This window comes from Kitasatospora sp. NPDC057936 (assembly GCF_042887525.1).
Taxonomy (GTDB): domain Bacteria; phylum Actinomycetota; class Actinomycetes; order Streptomycetales; family Streptomycetaceae; genus Kitasatospora.
This window is the reverse complement of record NZ_JBHVPD010000006.1, coordinates 1-14,524: the sequence shown is the minus strand read 5'-3', so window position 1 is coordinate 14,524 and position 14,524 is coordinate 1. Positions and strand designations below refer to the sequence as shown.

The window sequence follows — 14,524 nt, the reverse complement described above, 5'->3', positions numbered from 1 at the left end:
GGGTGCGCGGGGAGGGCGGACGCCCTATCGAACGCGCCCGGTCGTACCGAACGCGCTCGCCCCCGCGCTCGCCCCGCACCGGCACCCGCACCCGCACCCGCACCCGCACCCGCCGAGCAAGACTGTCCGCCGAGACCGCCGCTGCCCCTACTCGTACTCGGTGCCGCCCTTGCGGGTCAGGTAGGCGTCGCCGACCACCTTGGCGATCGCCCGGCTCCCGAGCAGCGGGCTCCAGCGCTCGGTCACCGGCCGGATCACCACGCCTTCGCGCATGTGCAGTTCGCGCCCGGAGACGGTCTCCTTGCCCTGCGCGAGCTCCAGCACCGTGTCGGGGTCGAACGGTCCGCGCCACAGCTCGGGCACCAGCGGCAGCCGGCCGTCGAGCAGGTCGGCCGCGGACAGCCAGCGCAGTTGCCCGTCGACCACGGCGGAGACGTCGAACGCGGCGTAGCCGGGCAGCTCGCTCCGGCCGGCGGCGCCGTACGTCAGGTCCTGGACGCCGACCCCGAAGACCTCGCCGAAGATGCCGACGCGCTCGGCGCCGAGCCGCTCGGCCAGTCGGGCGGCCACGTCCGGTATGCCGTGGGCGCGCACGGCGCGCCAGTAGAGGTTGCGCTCGTCCTCGGCCAGGGCGAGCCCCTGCGCGCCGATGCCCTTGGACGACACGTGCACCTCGCCGGTGGCGGCGGTGTAGGTGACGAGGCAGCAGCTGCCGTGCAGCTTCTCGGTGAGCACGACGGGCTCGCCGGGCTCGAAGACGTCCGGGTAGCGCTTGAGGTTCTCGATGTCCACCCAGGGCAGGAGGTCGGGCGCGCGGACGACGTCTCCGTTCATCGACGTGGGGATCGGCGGCTGCCACTTGACGATCCCGAGGGCCTCGGCGAAGTCCTCGCCGTGCTCCGCCGCGGCGGCCAGGTCGGTGCCGGCGAGCGAGGCGGGGCGGCAGACGATGCCCTGCGACAGTTCGCCGCGCAGCCGGACGGCCCTCACGCGGTCCGCCTTACTGCCGGCCAGTTTGCCGGTCAGGCCTAGTTCCGCGATCAGTTCCTCGGGGAGCACGGACTGTTCGGGGATGTAGACGGCGTAGTCGCCGGTCCGGTACACGCCCTTCGCGACCACCGCCCGGTAGAGCCCGACCTGCGCGAGCTCCAGGGCGTCGGCATTCGGGTGTTCCAGGACGACCAGCTTCTCGGCGGTGACGCGCAGCGTGGACATGGACGGGCTCCTCCCCGTGGTTCTCGGTGCACCCGGCCGGGTGGCCGGGCGCGGACCGCCACCACTCTGTCGGCTCGGACCACCGGGCGCGACGGAATTTCAGCGCGCCCCTGCCGTGGGCCTTCTGCCGTGCACCTTCCGCCGCATGCCTTCCACCTCATGCCTTCCGCCGTGCGCCGTCCCCTACTGCTCTCCGGCAGCGCCCGATCCGCGGCCGCACCCCCAGGGCGCCCCAGGACCGCCCCAGGGCCACCCCGACACCACCGTCCGTGCACGTTTGAGCCTTCCCACAGTTGGGAAGACACCCTCGCCACGCCCCGCCTGTGCAATGCGACAGACGATTTTCCGCTCGCATCTGCGGCACTATGATCACCGTAACGGCCGCACCTGCGGCTCATCCCCGCGCCCCTTCCGGCGCGCGCCGAGGAAGGGAAGCACCGATGGGCTCCCGCACGACCACCACCCGCAGACTCGCCGTCGCCGCCGCCGCGGCCCTCGTCCTCAGCCTCGGGGTCACCGCGTGTGGCAGCGACGGCGGCAAGTCCTCGGCCGGCGCGACGACCCCGGCGGCCTCCGCGGGCTCGGCGGCGGCCGACGGCACGGCGAGCGCGGGCTCGGTCCCGAAGGCCACCGGCGACATCACCGTCTTCGCCGCCGCCTCGCTCAAGGAGACCTTCACCGAGCTCGGCAAGAAGTTCGAGGCCGCGAACCCGGGCGCCAAGGTCACGTTCAACTTCGGCGGCAGCTCCAGCCTCGCCGCCAGCATCAACTCCGGTGCCCCGGCCGACGTGTTCGCCGCCGCCAGCCCGGCCACCATGAAGACCGTGACGGACGCGGGCGGTGCGAGCGGCACGCCGGCCACCTTCGTCAAGAACACGCTCACCATCGCCGTGCCCAAGGGCAACCCCAAGCACATCACCGGGCTGAAGGACCTCACCGCCTCCGGCGTGAAGGTCGCGCTGTGCGCCAAGGAGGTGCCGTGCGGCGCCGCCGCCCTGACGGCGCTGCAGGCCGCCGGCGTCAACCTGACCCCCGTCACCCTCGAACAGGACGTCAAGGGCGCGCTCACGAAGGTCGAGCTCGGCGAGGTCGACGCCTCCCTCGTCTACCAGACCGACGTGAAGGCCGACGCCGGCAAGATCGACGGCGTGGACTTCCCCGAGGCCGCCAAGGCCGTGAACGACTACCCGATCGCCACGCTGGCCAAGGCCCCGAACAAGGACGGCGCCGCCGCGTTCGTCGCCTACGTGCAGTCGCCCGAGGCCAAGCAGGTCCTGACCGCGGCGGGCTTCCAGGCACCGTGAGCGGCCGAGACAACGGCACCGGGGCGGGCACCGGCCACGGGGACACCCCGGCCGGCGCCCGCCCAGCCGCCGGCCTGGCCGGCACAACCGGCACGCCCGGCAGCACGCCCGGTACACCCGCTACGCCGTCCCGTGCCAGGAAGACACCGCGCCGACGCCGGCACGCGCCGCGCGTCCCGGCCACGCTGCTGCTCCCGGCGCTGGTCGGGCTGGCGTTCCTGATCCTCCCGCTCGTCGGCCTGCTGGTCCGCGCCCCGTGGAGCGCCCTCTCCGAGGAGCTGACCAGCACCGCCGTCTGGGACGCCCTGCGGCTGTCCCTCATCTGCGCGACGCTCGCCACCACGGTGTCGCTGGTCCTCGGCGTCCCGTTGGCGTGGCTGCTCGCCCGCACGGAGCTGCCCGGCCGACGGGTCATCCGGGCGCTGGTCACGCTGCCGCTGGTGCTGCCGCCGGTGGTCGGCGGCGTGGCGCTGCTGCTGGTCCTCGGGCGGCGCGGGATCGTCGGCTCGTGGCTGGACTCGGCGTTCGGCATCACCCTGCCGTTCACCACCACCGGTGTGGTGATCGCCGAGGCGTTCGTCGCGATGCCGTTCCTGGTGATCAGCGTCGAGGGCGCGCTGCGCGCCGCCGACCCCCGTTACGAGGAGGCCGCGGCGACCCTGGGCGCGTCCCGGCTGACGGCCTTCCGCCGTGTCACGCTGCCGCTGATCGCGCCCGGCATCGCCGCCGGGGCCGTGCTCGCGTGGGCCCGGGCGCTCGGCGAGTTCGGCGCGACGATCACGTTCGCGGGCAACTTCCCCGGGAAGACCCAGACCATGCCGCTGGCCGTCTACCTCGCCATGGAGTCCGACCCGGAGGCGGCGATCGCGCTGTCCCTGGTGCTGCTCGCGGTGTCCGTCGCCGTCCTGGTCGGTCTGCGCGACCGGTGGATGTCCACCACGCCGTGACCACCCCATGACCGCTTCCGCCCCTTCCCGCTCCCCCGCCCCATGGACGCCGCCCGGATGAACCCAGGACCCGTGAACCCCGCTCAGCCGAACCCGGCCTCAGGAAACCCGGCCACCGAAAGCCCCGTGCCCGGAAGTCCAGCGTCCGGGAGTCCCGCGCCCGGACGTCCAGCGCCCGCCCTCGACGCCCGGCTGCGGATCGAACGGGCCGCGTTCACGCTCGACCTGGCACTTAGCGCCGCGCCCGGCGAGGTGATCGCCCTGCTCGGCCCGAACGGCGCCGGCAAGTCCACCGCCCTGCGTGCCCTCGCCGGGCTGCTCCCGCTCACCGGCGGCCACCTGCGCCTGGACGGCGCCCTGCTGGCGGACCCCGCGCGGCACGTCCACACCCCCGCCGAGGAGCGCCCGGTCGGTGTGGTGTTCCAGGACTACCTGCTCTTCCCGCACCTCAGCGCGCTCGACAACGTCGCCTTCGGCCCGCGCTGCCAGGGCCGTCCCAAGCGCGAGGCCCGCGCCGAGGCGGCCGTCTGGCTGGAGCGGATGGGCCTGGCGGACCAGTCCGCCTCCCGTCCCGGCGGCCTCTCCGGCGGGCAGGCGCAGCGCGTGGCCCTCGCCCGGGCGCTTGCGGTGCGCCCGCGGCTGCTCCTGCTGGACGAGCCCCTGGCCGCCCTGGACGCCCGCACCCGTCTCGACGTCCGCTCCCAACTCCGGCGCCACCTGGCCGAGTTCGAGGCGGTCGCGGTGCTGGTGACGCACGACCCGCTGGACGCCATGGTGCTGGCGGACAGGCTGGTGGTGATCGAGGGGGGCCAGGAGGTGCAGTCCGGTACCCCGGCGGAGATCGCCCGGCGGCCGCGCACCGACTACATCGCCCGCCTGGTCGGCCTCAACCTGTACCAGGGACGGGCGGACGGCCGGCGGGTCGAGCTGGCGGACGGCACGGTGCTGGCCACCACCGAGGAGCTGTCCGGTCCGGCGTTCGTCGCGTTCCCGCCGTCCGCGGTGACGCTGCACCGGGAGCGGCCCGACTCCAGCGCGCGCAACGTGTGGGAGGCCAAGGTCGTCGGGCTGGACCTGCACGGCGACCAGGTCCGCGCGGACCTGACCGGCGAGCTGCCGATGGCGGCGGACCTCACCCCGGCCGCGGTCGCGGAGCTCGACCTGGCGCCCGGCACCACGGTGTGGGCGTCGGTCAAGGCCACCCAGACGCACGCCTACCCGGCCTGAGGCAGGGGCCCGCGCCGCGCCGCCCCCTGCCCCTACCCCCGCCCCGAGACGCCTATTCCGAGACTTGTCCTCCGAGATTTGGACTCCGAGGCTGCTACTCCGCCGGCTCGACGAACCCTGATTCGTACGCCGCGATGACCGCCTGCGTGCGGTCGCGCGCGCCGAGCTTCGCGAGGACGCTGCTGACGTGCGTCTTGACCGTCTGCACGCCGACGAAGAGCCGGTCGGCGATCTCGCCGTTGCTGAGCCCCCGGGCGACCAGCCGCAGCACCTCCGCCTCGCGCTCGGTCAGGGCCGCCCTCGCCAACGCGGCGCGGGCCGCCGGGTTGCCGTGGCCGGCGGCGAGGCGGCGGATCGAGGCCGGGAAGAGCAGCGACTCCCCGGCCACCACCAGCCGCACGGCGTGGACGATCTCGGCCGGGCGGGAGCGCTTCAGCAGGAAGCCGTCCGCGCCCGCGCGCAGGGCCTGGTAGACGTAGTCGTCGTTCTCGAAGGTGGTGACGACGAGGATCCTCGGCAGCCGCTCCTCCGGGGCCCCCGGACCATCCGGGTGCGCCGCCGCCCGGGGCCGGACGAGTTCGCGGGTCGCGGCCAGGCCGTCCAGGACGGGCATCCGGACGTCCATCAGCACGACGTCCGGGCGCAGCGCGCGGGCGAGTGCCACTGCCTCGGCGCCGTCGGCCGCCTCGCCGACCACCCGCAGGTCGCCCTGTGCTTCCAGGACGGCCCGCAGGCCGGCCCGGACGAGCTCCTCATCGTCGGCGAGCACGATGTCGACGGTCCCGGCGGTGCGCCCGTTGTTGATCATCACGATCCCAAGCGTAGGGGCAGCCGGACGGCGAGCACCCATTCACCAGGGCCGGCGCCGCCCCCGCTCCGCCCCGCTGCCCCCGCTGTCCCCGCAGTCCCCGCCGTGGCCTCGCCCCCGAGCAGGATGGCCCGTTCGCGGATCCCGCGCAGCCCCTTCCCACCGCGGCCGCCCGGCGCGGCACCCCGAGCCGATGAACCGCCGCGCGCGCGTGAGTCGTTGCGCAACAGGTTGGCGCAGCGCAGCTCCAACCGCCCGTCCCGGACGGCGATCCGGACGCTGACCGGCTCGCCCGGCGCGTACTTGAGGGCGTTGGTCAGCCCTTCCTGGACAATCCGGTAGGACTCGCGGGACAGCACCCCGGGCAGGACGCCGGCGGGCACGTCGATCGACGCGTCGACCGGGTTCCCCGCCGCCCGCGCGGTGTCGAAGAGGGAAGAAAGGTGCTCAACGCCCGGATTCTCGGCGGCCGTTCCGTCCGGAGCCTCGCGCAGCAAGACGAGCGTCCGTTCGAGGTCGTCCATGGCCCTGCGGCCGGTCTCCTCGATGACTACGAGCGCCTTGGCGGCGAACGCCGGATCTCCGAGCTCGCGCGCGGCACCGGCCTGAAGCACCGTCACCGTCAGGGCGTGGCCGATGGAGTCGTGCAGCTCGCGGGCCAACCGGTTGCGTTCCAATAGGCGTTCGGCCCGTAGTTCGGCCTCCGCAAGGCGCTCCGCCGGTGATGGGCTCAGCAGCCCTATGGCCATCGCCAGTTGAAGCCGCCCGGCCCAGACAACCAGCCAGCCGTAGCCGAAGAGCAGCACCGGTGCCGCCAGCGGTCGCCAGAACCACCCCAGTGCGTCGGGAAGTCGGAGCCCGGCGAAGGCCGTGTCGGATCCGGTCAGTAGCGCATAGACGGCGGTGAGCACGGCCACCGACGCGAACCCCGTCACCGTTCCGAGCGCGACGCGCCCGATCAGCCAGGCGGCCGTGCGCCGCCGGTCGGCCCAGGTGCGGGACGGTTCGGCGGCGATGTCCTCCTCGCGGTCCGGCACCAGCAGCAGCCGCGCCTGGACGCCCTCCGCACGGCGCATCGCGGGCACCAGCGCGACGAGCGCCAGCAGGACGGCGTCCACTGCGACACTCTGCGCCAGGATCTCGGCGAGGCCCTTCCGGTACGTCCCGGGATAGATCATCAGGACGACGCCCGCGAAGACCCACCCGATCAGCAGATGCAGCCAGCGCGCGTACGTGGCGCCCGCGAGCAGCGGCGCTATGAACCTCGGCATTGCGTCATCCTGCCAGGTCAGCACCACCCTTGGCGTCCCTCGCCGGTGCACGACCGGCTCCCTCCCGAGAGGGAGGCGCATCCCCTCCGCGGCGGGATCCGCCGGACCGGCCCGCCCCGGTCCAATGGAGCCACCCGCCGGAGGACCGGCACGGGCGCCCGGCCGGAACGCCTTCGGGCCCGGCGAGAGGAACAAAGAGGTACGGCAGGAAGGAGCGCGCGGCCGTGATCGAGATCCAGGGCCTCACGAAGGAGTACGAGGGCAGGCGGGTCGTCGACGACCTGTCCTTCATTGTCCGGCCCGGCGTCGTCACCGGCTTCCTCGGCCCGAACGGCGCCGGGAAGAGCACGACGATGCGCCTGGTCCTTGGCCTGGAGCGCCCGACCGCCGGCCGCGCGCTGATCGGCGGCGGCGGCCCGGCCGGAGGCCGCCCGTACGCCGAACTGGCTTACCCCCTGCGGCGGGTGGGAGCCCTGCTCGACGCCCACGCACTGCACGGTGGACGGACCGCACGCGGCCACCTGCGCTGGCTCGCCGCGAGCAACGGCCTTCCGGAGCAGAGGGTGGACGAGGTGCTCGCGCAGTCCGGACTGGCCGACGCCGCCACCCGCCGGATCCGCGGCTTCTCACTCGGCATGCGCCAGCGCCTCGGGGTGGCCGCGGCCCTGCTCGGCGACCCGCCCGTCCTGATGCTGGACGAGCCGGTGAACGGCCTCGACCCCGAGGGCATCCGCTGGATCCGCACCCTGCTGCGCGAGCTCGCCGCCGAGGGGCGGGCGGTGCTGGTGTCCTCCCACCTGATGTCCGAAATGGCGCTCACCGCCGACCACTTGGTGGTGATCGGCCGCGGTCGCCTGCTCGGGGACGCCCCGACGGCCGAGTTCATCGAGCGCCACGGCCGCCCCCGGGTGCGCGTCCGCGCCGTCGATGCGACGAAGCTCGCCGCACTGTTCGGCGACGACGACGCGCACCGACTGACCGCGGACCGGCTGGCCGCGGACGGCATCGCGGCGACCCAAGTGGACGACGGAGCCTGGGAGGTGAGCGGGGCGGAACCGGAACGGATCGCCGCACTCGCCGCCGAGCACGGTGTGGTCCTGTACGAGATCGCCCTCCAACAGGACTCCCTGGAAGAGGCGTTCATGCGGATGACGACAGAGAGCGTCGAGTACCGCGCCAGCTCGGCGGCCGCAACATGAGCTCAACCACCAACGCTGGAAGCGTGTTTCGACACGCCCTTCGCGCCGAACGCATCAAGTTCACCACCCTGCCATCGCTCTGGATCCCGCCCCTGCTCGCGCTCCTCCTGACCCCCGGCATCACCACTGCGGTCGGCGCCGCGCTCGGCGACACGGAGCCCCACCTCACCGACGACCCCTGCTCCGGCGTCTACTACGGCCTCAACTTCGGCCAGTTATCGGTGGTTTGCTTCGGCGTCCTGCTGATCGGCCTGGAGTTCAACACCCGCATGATCGGCACCTCCCTGACCGCCATCCCGTCACGCGGACACCTGTACGGCGCGAAGCTCACCCTCGCAGCCGCGGCCGCCCTCGTCGTCGGCATGGTCGGGACGGCGGGCGCGTTCGCCGGGTACGCCACCACCGTCCCCGGCGAGTGGACCGGGCCGGCTCTGGTGCGCAGCGCCACCGCCGGTGTGCTCTACCCCGCACTCCTGACAGTGTTCTGCCTCGGGGTGACCTCCCTGCTCGGCAACCTCACCGCCGCCATGGGCCTGCTGGCCCCGACCGTCTTCCTGCTCTCGCCGCTCCTCGGCGGCATCCCGGGAGCAGACCGGGCGGTGCAGTTCCTGCCCGATCGCGCCGGCCAGTACGCGCTGCACTACACCGACGACCCGCAGGTCGCCTACGGACACTGGACCGGCCTGCTGATCGCGGCGCTCTGGGCGGGCGCCGCCGCGTACGCGGGCCTGCACGCCCTGCGACGCCGCGCCGCCCGACCACGGGCCACCGCCCACGGACCACAGAGCGCCGACCACGAGCGCGCCAACTGCTCTGGAAACCAAGGACCGTCATGACCACCATGCACAACGCACTGCGAGCCGAACGGATCAAGTTCACCACGCTGCCGTCCCAATGGGCGGCACCGCTGGTCACCCTGGCGCTGACCGTCGGCATCACCGCCGCCGTCGGCGCCGCGTCCGGACGGGACCCTGCACCGCCCGGCAAGGACCCGGCCGCGACGATCCACTACGGGCTGCTGTTCGGCCACGTGGGCGTGGCCTGCCTCGGCGTCCTGCTGATCGGCCAGGAGTTCAACACCCGCATAATCGGCACCTCCCTGGCCGCCGTCCCGTCGCGCGGACGCCTGTACGGCGCGAAGCTCGCCGTGGGCGCCTGGCTCGGCCTGTTGCTCGGACTGGCCTCCACCGCAGGCTCGTTCGCCGCGACCGCCGCGACCACCGGCCTCGACCTCTCCACCCCGGGCCTCGCCCGCAGCTTCCTGGCCGGCGTGGCCTACCACCCGCTGCTGGTCACCTTCTGCCTCGGACTGACGGCGATGCTCGGAAACCTCAGCGCCGCCCTCGGCCTGATCCCGCCGATGGTCTTCCTCGGCACGACGTGGCTGGCGGCCATCCCCGGCGTCCGCGAGGCCGGCCAGTTCCTCCCCGACCGCGCGGGCCTGTACGCGATGCGCACCCGGACCGAGCCGGGCATCCACTACGGCCACTGGACGGGCCTGCTGATCATGACCGCGTGGACGGCCGCCGCGGCCTACGGCGGACTGCGGGCGATGCGGCGGTACGAGGCGTCGGGCCACTAGCAACTTTCGGGTTGCACGTCGGCGGATCGACGTGCAACGCTGGACTTGCACACAACGGCACCGGATGGGGGAGATCCACGGCATGGTCAGCGACAGCACGGTCACCGACGGCACGGCCGCCGACAGCATCGAACGCGAGATCGTCATCGCGGCACCCCGCGAGCGGGTCTGGCAGATCCTCACCCGGGCCGAGTTCCTGGGCCGCTGGTTCGGCAGCGGCGCCCCGGCCGAGATCGACCTGCGGCCGGGCGGGCGCATGGTCTTCGACCACGGGGTCCACGGCACGCTGCCCGCCCGGATCGAACAGGTGGAGCGGCCCGCGGTGTTCTCCTACCGCTGGTCGCAGGGCGCGGCCGGGGAGGAGCCCGCCGCCGACAACTCCACGCTGGTCCGGTTCACCCTCACAACCGTTCCCGGCGGCACCCGACTGCGGATGGTCGAGAGCGGCTTCGCCACCCTCGCCCTGCCCGCCGAAGCCGTCCTGTCCCGTCACGAGCAGAACAGCGCCGGATGGGATCGGAAGCTTCCCGAACTCGTCCTCCATGTCGCGAAGTTGCCCGCGTGACACCGGAGCACGGAAGCGATCCGGTCGCGGCGGTACTGGCCGCGCTCGCCGAGCCGACCAGGCGGCACGTCCTCGACGCCCTGGCCGCCCGGGGCACGGCGACCGCCACCGAGCTCGCCGACGGACTCCCCGTCACCCGGCAGGCGATCGTCAAGCACCTCGCCGTCCTCGACCGGGCGGGCCTCGTCACCGCCCATCGCGCCGGACGCGAAGTCCGCTACCGGCCGGCCCCCGACACCCTCACGGCCACCGCCCGCTGGATGGCCGACCTGGCCGACGCCTGGGACCGGCGCCTCCTGGCCATCAAGCACCTCGCGGAGGGAGCGACGGCGGCGGAGGGGGCGAGGGCGGCGGACGGGGCGAGGGCGGCGGAGGGGGCGAGGGCGGCGGAGGGGGCGAGGGCGGCGGAGGGGGCGAGGGCGGCGGACGGGGCGAGGGCGGCGGAGGGGGCGAGGGCGGCGGAGTGACCGCCGTCGGGTGACGACAAACAGCGAACAGATAACAGATTTCAGATTTTGAAATCTGTTATCTGTTCGCTGTTACCTGTTCGCCGTCACCCGACGACCGTTCGCCGCTCGGGCAAGGCGGCCAGACACAGTCGTGGGCGGTCGAAGTACGCGTCAGCCGCCCCGAAGACCGACCGCCAGGGTCAGTTCAAGGACCCGGTCGGGCGAGGCGAGATCCGGAAACAGCTCCCGCAGCTGCGACATCCGGTACCGGACCGTCTGAGGATGGACGAACAACGCCGCCGCCACCTCGTCCCGCCTGCCCTGGTGCAGCAGCCACGCCCGCAACGTCTCCTCCAGCCGCCGTGCGGTCGCGACAGGCAGGGTCCGCAACGGCGCGAGGGCTCGGGTACGCAGGTCTGCGAACGCGTCCGCGTCCGCGCTCAGCACCAGCTCGGGCAGGTGGTCCTCGGTGTCGCGAATCTCAGAGGAGAGGGAGCGCGCACGGACGGCTCGCGCGTACGAGGCGGATGCACGAATCCATGGCCGTGCCGGGCCGACCACGGCGGTGCGGTCGGTCAGCTGCCGCAGGAGGTGTGGCCGGTCGGCGTCGGGGACGAGCAGCACACCGGTGGCGTCCGGCAGATCGTCGAGGACGAGGGTGCTCGGGTCGAGCACGCGGTAGGCGGGCCGGGCCTGGGCGGCGGGCAGCAGGACCGCGGTCAGCGTAACCGGGGGCTGCCACCCGGCCCGTTGAACGGAGGCCAGCAGCACGTCCGGACTCGCGCCGGCGAGGAGGTCGCGGGCCAGGTGTTCCAGGTGGCGCTCCTGGGCCCTGCCACGGGCGGCCAGCTCGTCGGCATGGCCCGCGGCGCTCGCGGCGGAGAGCTCGTCGATGTAGGCGAAGGTCAGTTCGGCGAACTTGGCGACCTCGGCGGCGGGCAGACCCGCGGGCACGGCACCCGCTGCCAGGCATCGCCAGGCCACACGGGCGCCGACGCGGTAGGCGCTGAGCAGGGCGTCCATCGAACGGCCGTCCCGCACCTCGCCGCGGCCCAGCTCGTAGGCCGCGTCACCGGCGTCGCCACCCGTGGCGTTCCCGCTCGCGAGGTCCAGGTAGTGCCCCAGGGCGGTGCGGACGGCTCGGCGGATGGTGCCGCCCATGCGGCCCGAAAGCGCGTTGGCGTAGGGAGGGACCTCGTCGATGATCGCCTCGACGACCTCGTCGGCGGTGGCCGTCAGCGCGGCCCGAAGCGCGGTGACCGTCGTCTCGTCCAGGACCAGCTCGCCGGCCCTCCGGATTGCTTGGCTCATGTTCTTGTTCCCTGCGAACAACTCAGCCGATCGGATTTACGTCCTACGGTCAGGACTTTACGCCTCGAGGCGCAGCAAGCTGGAGTCATGACGAGTGCAGCGCTCCGCAGCAGGGCGTGGAAACTGCTGGAGATGGTCACGACGCCGCTGCTGCCGTCGGACTACCTCGACCTGGTCAGCCCGCTGCGTGCGGGCGCCGACCTGCGTGGGCGCATCGAGGCCGTGCACCCCGAGACGAGTGACGCTGCGACCGTCGTGATCAGGCCGGGACGGGGCTGGCGCGGGCACACTGCCGGTCAGTACGTACGGATCGGGGTCGACGTCGACGGGAGGCGCCTGTGGCGTTCCTACTCCATCACCTCACCGACGGACCGCCGGGACGGCCGCATCACGATCACCGTGAAGGCGATCCCGGACGGCAAGGTCAGCAACCACCTCGTCCGCAGGGCGACACCGGGCACGCTGGTCCAGCTCGACCAGCCGACCGGTGACTTCGTGCTGCCGCGCGCCAAGCCCGCCAAGGTGCTCTACCTGACGGCCGGCAGCGGCATCACGCCCGTGATGGGCATGCTGCGCGACATCGAGTTCGACGACGTCGTCATGGTCCACTGCGCGCCCCGGCCGCAAGACGTGATCTTCCGCGACGAACTGCACGGCCTGGTCGCGGACAAGAAGCTGCGCCTCACCGAGGTGCACACCTCCACGGGCGGCAGGCTCGACGTCGCCCGCCTCGGCGAACTCGTGCCCGACTGGGCCGAGCGCGAGACCTGGGCCTGTGGGCCCGCGGGCCTGCTCGACGCCGCAGAGGAGCACTGGACCGAACACGGCGTCCGAGAGCACCTGCACACCGAACGGTTCCGCCCCCGCATCGTCGCCGGCGACGACGGCGAGGGCGGCGGCGAGGTCACGTTCAGCACCACGGGCAAGACCGTCGACGCGGACGGCGCCACGCCGTTGCTGGACATCGGCGAGGAAGCCGGCGTGCTCATGCCCTCCGGGTGCCGCATGGGCATCTGCTTCGGCTGCGTCACGCCGCTCAAGGCGGGCGCCGTCCGCGACCTGCGCACCGGCGAGATCACCGAGGCCGAGCCGGGCGTCCTCATCCAGACCTGCGTGTCCGCCGCGGCGGGCCCCTGCGACATCGAACGGTAGAGGCACCTTGACCGCAATCGACCCCACCGCCCACCTGACCGCGGAGCAGATCGAGGAGCTCGGCCGCGAGCTGGACGCGATCCGCGACGCGGTGATCGCCGACCGCGGTGAGAAGGACGCCGCCTACATCCGCAAGGTCATCTCGGCGCAGCGCAAGCTCGAGCTGGCCAGCAGGGGCGTGCTGCTGTTCTCGATCTTCCCGCCCGCGTGGCTGCTCGGCACCGCCGGCCTGTCCGTGGCGAAGATCATGGACAACATGGAGATCGGCCACAACGTCCTGCACGGCCAGTGGGACTGGATGCGGGACCCGAAGATCCACTCCACCACCTGGGAGTGGGACCACGTCTCGCCGGCCGAGCAGTGGAAGCACTCGCACAACGAGCTGCACCACACGTACACCAACGTGATCGGCAAGGACAACGACCTCGGCTACGGCATCATGCGCGTCGACGAGGACCAGAAGTGGCACCCCCTCCACCTCGGCCAGCCGCTGTGGAACTTCGTCAACGCCTGCTTCTTCGAGTACGGCATCGCGGCATACGACCTCGAACTCGGCAAGAACCTGCACAAGCGCCGCCGCGGGAACCCGGAGTTCCGCGCGCGGGCGAAGGCCGTGGGCCGCAAGATCCGCAAGCAGGTGCTCAAGGACTACGTGATCCACCCGCTGCTGTCGGGCCCGTCGTTCCTCACCACGCTCGCCGCCACGTTCACCGCGAACCTGGTCCGCAACATCTGGACCCACTCGGTGATCATGTGCGGGCACTTCCCCGAGGGCGTACAGGTCTTCGAGCGCCGGTCGGTCAAGGGCGAAACGCGCGGCCAGTGGTACCTGCGCCAGATGATGGGCTCGGCGAACATCAGCGGCAGCAGGGCCATGCACTTCATGACGGGCAACCTGTCCCACCAGATCGAGCATCACCTGTTCCCGGACCTGCCGAGCAACCGGTACGCCGAAGTCGCGGTGAAGGTGCGCGCGCTGTTCGAGAAGTACGAGCTGGAGTACGTCACCGGGCCGCTGCCCAAGCAGGTGTTCTCCGCGTGGCGCAAGGTCTTCCGGCTCTCGCTGCCGAACAGGAAGCCCAAGGCCGAGACACCGGCCCGCGAGAAGGAGCTCATCGCGGCCTGACGCCCGGTACTGGTCCTCCCGGTGACGACATCCGCGCGGGAGCCCTCGCCGCGCTCGACGGCCCGCGGACCACGGCGGCCGGGACGGCAGCCCGACACGGCGTCGACCCGGCCCGGCCAGGCAGGACCGAGGAGGCCGGGCGCCGGCTCCGCTCCGGGGCACCGTCGACGCTCCGGCGGCATCCGGTTCTCGGGCTCAGCGCAGCGCCGGGTGCTCCGCGATCACCGTGCAGCTGCCGGGGGCGATCTCCCCGTGCCGGGGTCATGCACTCCTCTAGGTTCTGTACGGCGGATCTTGTGACCGTCGCATGATCGGCTCGTTGTACTGGTCATGGGGCGGGGAGATCTGAGCAAGGACGAGTGGGACCG

13 protein-coding genes and 1 pseudogene are annotated in these 14,524 nt (G+C 72.7%); 10 read left to right on the top strand and 4 right to left on the bottom strand.

The window, feature by feature from the left end:
• Positions 1-147: 147 nt before the first annotated feature.
• Positions 148-1,215 (bottom strand): RNA ligase (ATP), encoded by a 1,068-nt coding sequence (locus tag ACFVU9_RS04970; RefSeq protein WP_387589992.1) that lies wholly within the window; start codon positions 1,213-1,215, stop codon positions 148-150.
• A gap of 440 nt (positions 1,216-1,655) precedes the next feature.
• On the opposite strand from ACFVU9_RS04970, the gene modA reads away from it, so the two are divergent.
• The 3 genes from modA (at position 1,656) to ACFVU9_RS04955 (ending at position 4,693) form a co-directional block, all read left to right on the top strand.
• Complete coding sequence (gene modA, locus ACFVU9_RS04965; RefSeq protein ID WP_387589989.1) at positions 1,656-2,519, top strand: molybdate ABC transporter substrate-binding protein; 864 nt, start codon at positions 1,656-1,658, stop codon at positions 2,517-2,519.
• Between the two features lie 74 nt (positions 2,520-2,593).
• Positions 2,594-3,466 (top strand): ABC transporter permease, encoded by an 873-nt coding sequence (locus ACFVU9_RS04960; protein WP_387590243.1) that lies wholly within the window; start codon positions 2,594-2,596, stop codon positions 3,464-3,466.
• A gap of 126 nt (positions 3,467-3,592) precedes the next feature.
• Positions 3,593-4,693, top strand: coding sequence for an ABC transporter ATP-binding protein (locus ACFVU9_RS04955; RefSeq protein WP_380499920.1), 1,101 nt, complete (start codon positions 3,593-3,595; stop codon positions 4,691-4,693).
• A 94-nt stretch (positions 4,694-4,787) separates the two neighbouring features.
• Here the strand turns inward: ACFVU9_RS04955 and ACFVU9_RS04950 are convergent, their stop codons facing one another.
• Both ACFVU9_RS04950 and ACFVU9_RS04945 read right to left on the bottom strand, forming a co-directional pair.
• Positions 4,788-5,501, bottom strand: a complete 714-nt coding sequence (locus tag ACFVU9_RS04950) for a response regulator (protein WP_380490094.1) — start codon at positions 5,499-5,501, stop codon at positions 4,788-4,790.
• Entirely contained in the window at positions 5,501-6,799 is a 1,299-nt protein-coding gene (locus ACFVU9_RS04945) for a sensor histidine kinase (protein ID WP_387589986.1), read from the bottom strand. Before ACFVU9_RS04945 ends, ACFVU9_RS04950 begins: the two co-directional genes overlap by 1 nt.
• Before the next feature lie 197 nt (positions 6,800-6,996).
• On the opposite strand from ACFVU9_RS04945, the gene ACFVU9_RS04940 reads away from it, so the two are divergent.
• The 5 genes and pseudogenes from ACFVU9_RS04940 to ACFVU9_RS04920 all read left to right on the top strand — a co-directional run.
• Positions 6,997-7,971, top strand: a complete 975-nt coding sequence (locus tag ACFVU9_RS04940; RefSeq protein ID WP_387589983.1) for an ATP-binding cassette domain-containing protein — start codon at positions 6,997-6,999, stop codon at positions 7,969-7,971.
• A 23-nt stretch (positions 7,972-7,994) separates the two neighbouring features.
• Positions 7,995-8,807: a hypothetical protein gene (locus ACFVU9_RS04935; RefSeq protein ID WP_387589980.1), complete on the top strand. Its 813-nt coding sequence runs from the start codon at positions 7,995-7,997 to the stop codon at positions 8,805-8,807.
• Positions 8,804-9,553 carry a hypothetical protein gene (locus tag ACFVU9_RS04930; RefSeq protein ID WP_387589977.1) on the top strand — a complete coding sequence of 250 codons (750 nt, stop codon included), beginning with the start codon at positions 8,804-8,806 and terminating at the stop codon, positions 9,551-9,553. Before ACFVU9_RS04935 ends, ACFVU9_RS04930 begins: the two co-directional genes overlap by 4 nt.
• A gap of 64 nt (positions 9,554-9,617) precedes the next feature.
• Complete coding sequence (locus tag ACFVU9_RS04925; RefSeq protein ID WP_387589974.1) at positions 9,618-10,118, top strand: SRPBCC family protein; 501 nt, start codon at positions 9,618-9,620, stop codon at positions 10,116-10,118.
• Positions 10,115-10,444 (top strand): annotated as a pseudogene (locus ACFVU9_RS04920) (ArsR/SmtB family transcription factor); the annotation flags it as partial. The gene ACFVU9_RS04925 and the pseudogene ACFVU9_RS04920, both read left to right, overlap by 4 nt.
• Positions 10,445-10,738: 294 nt before the next feature.
• On the opposite strand, the gene ACFVU9_RS04915 reads toward ACFVU9_RS04920, so the two are convergent.
• Entirely contained in the window at positions 10,739-11,878 is a 1,140-nt protein-coding gene (locus ACFVU9_RS04915; RefSeq protein WP_380437286.1) for a PucR family transcriptional regulator, read from the bottom strand.
• 87 nt (positions 11,879-11,965) lie between these two features.
• Between ACFVU9_RS04915 and ACFVU9_RS04910 the strand changes: the two genes are divergently transcribed.
• Positions 11,966-13,030, top strand: coding sequence for a ferredoxin reductase (locus ACFVU9_RS04910; RefSeq protein WP_387589971.1), 1,065 nt, complete (start codon positions 11,966-11,968; stop codon positions 13,028-13,030).
• A gap of 7 nt (positions 13,031-13,037) precedes the next feature.
• Positions 13,038-14,156, top strand: coding sequence for a fatty acid desaturase family protein (locus ACFVU9_RS04905; RefSeq protein ID WP_380437290.1), 1,119 nt, complete (start codon positions 13,038-13,040; stop codon positions 14,154-14,156).
• Positions 14,157-14,524: the final 368 nt, after the last annotated feature.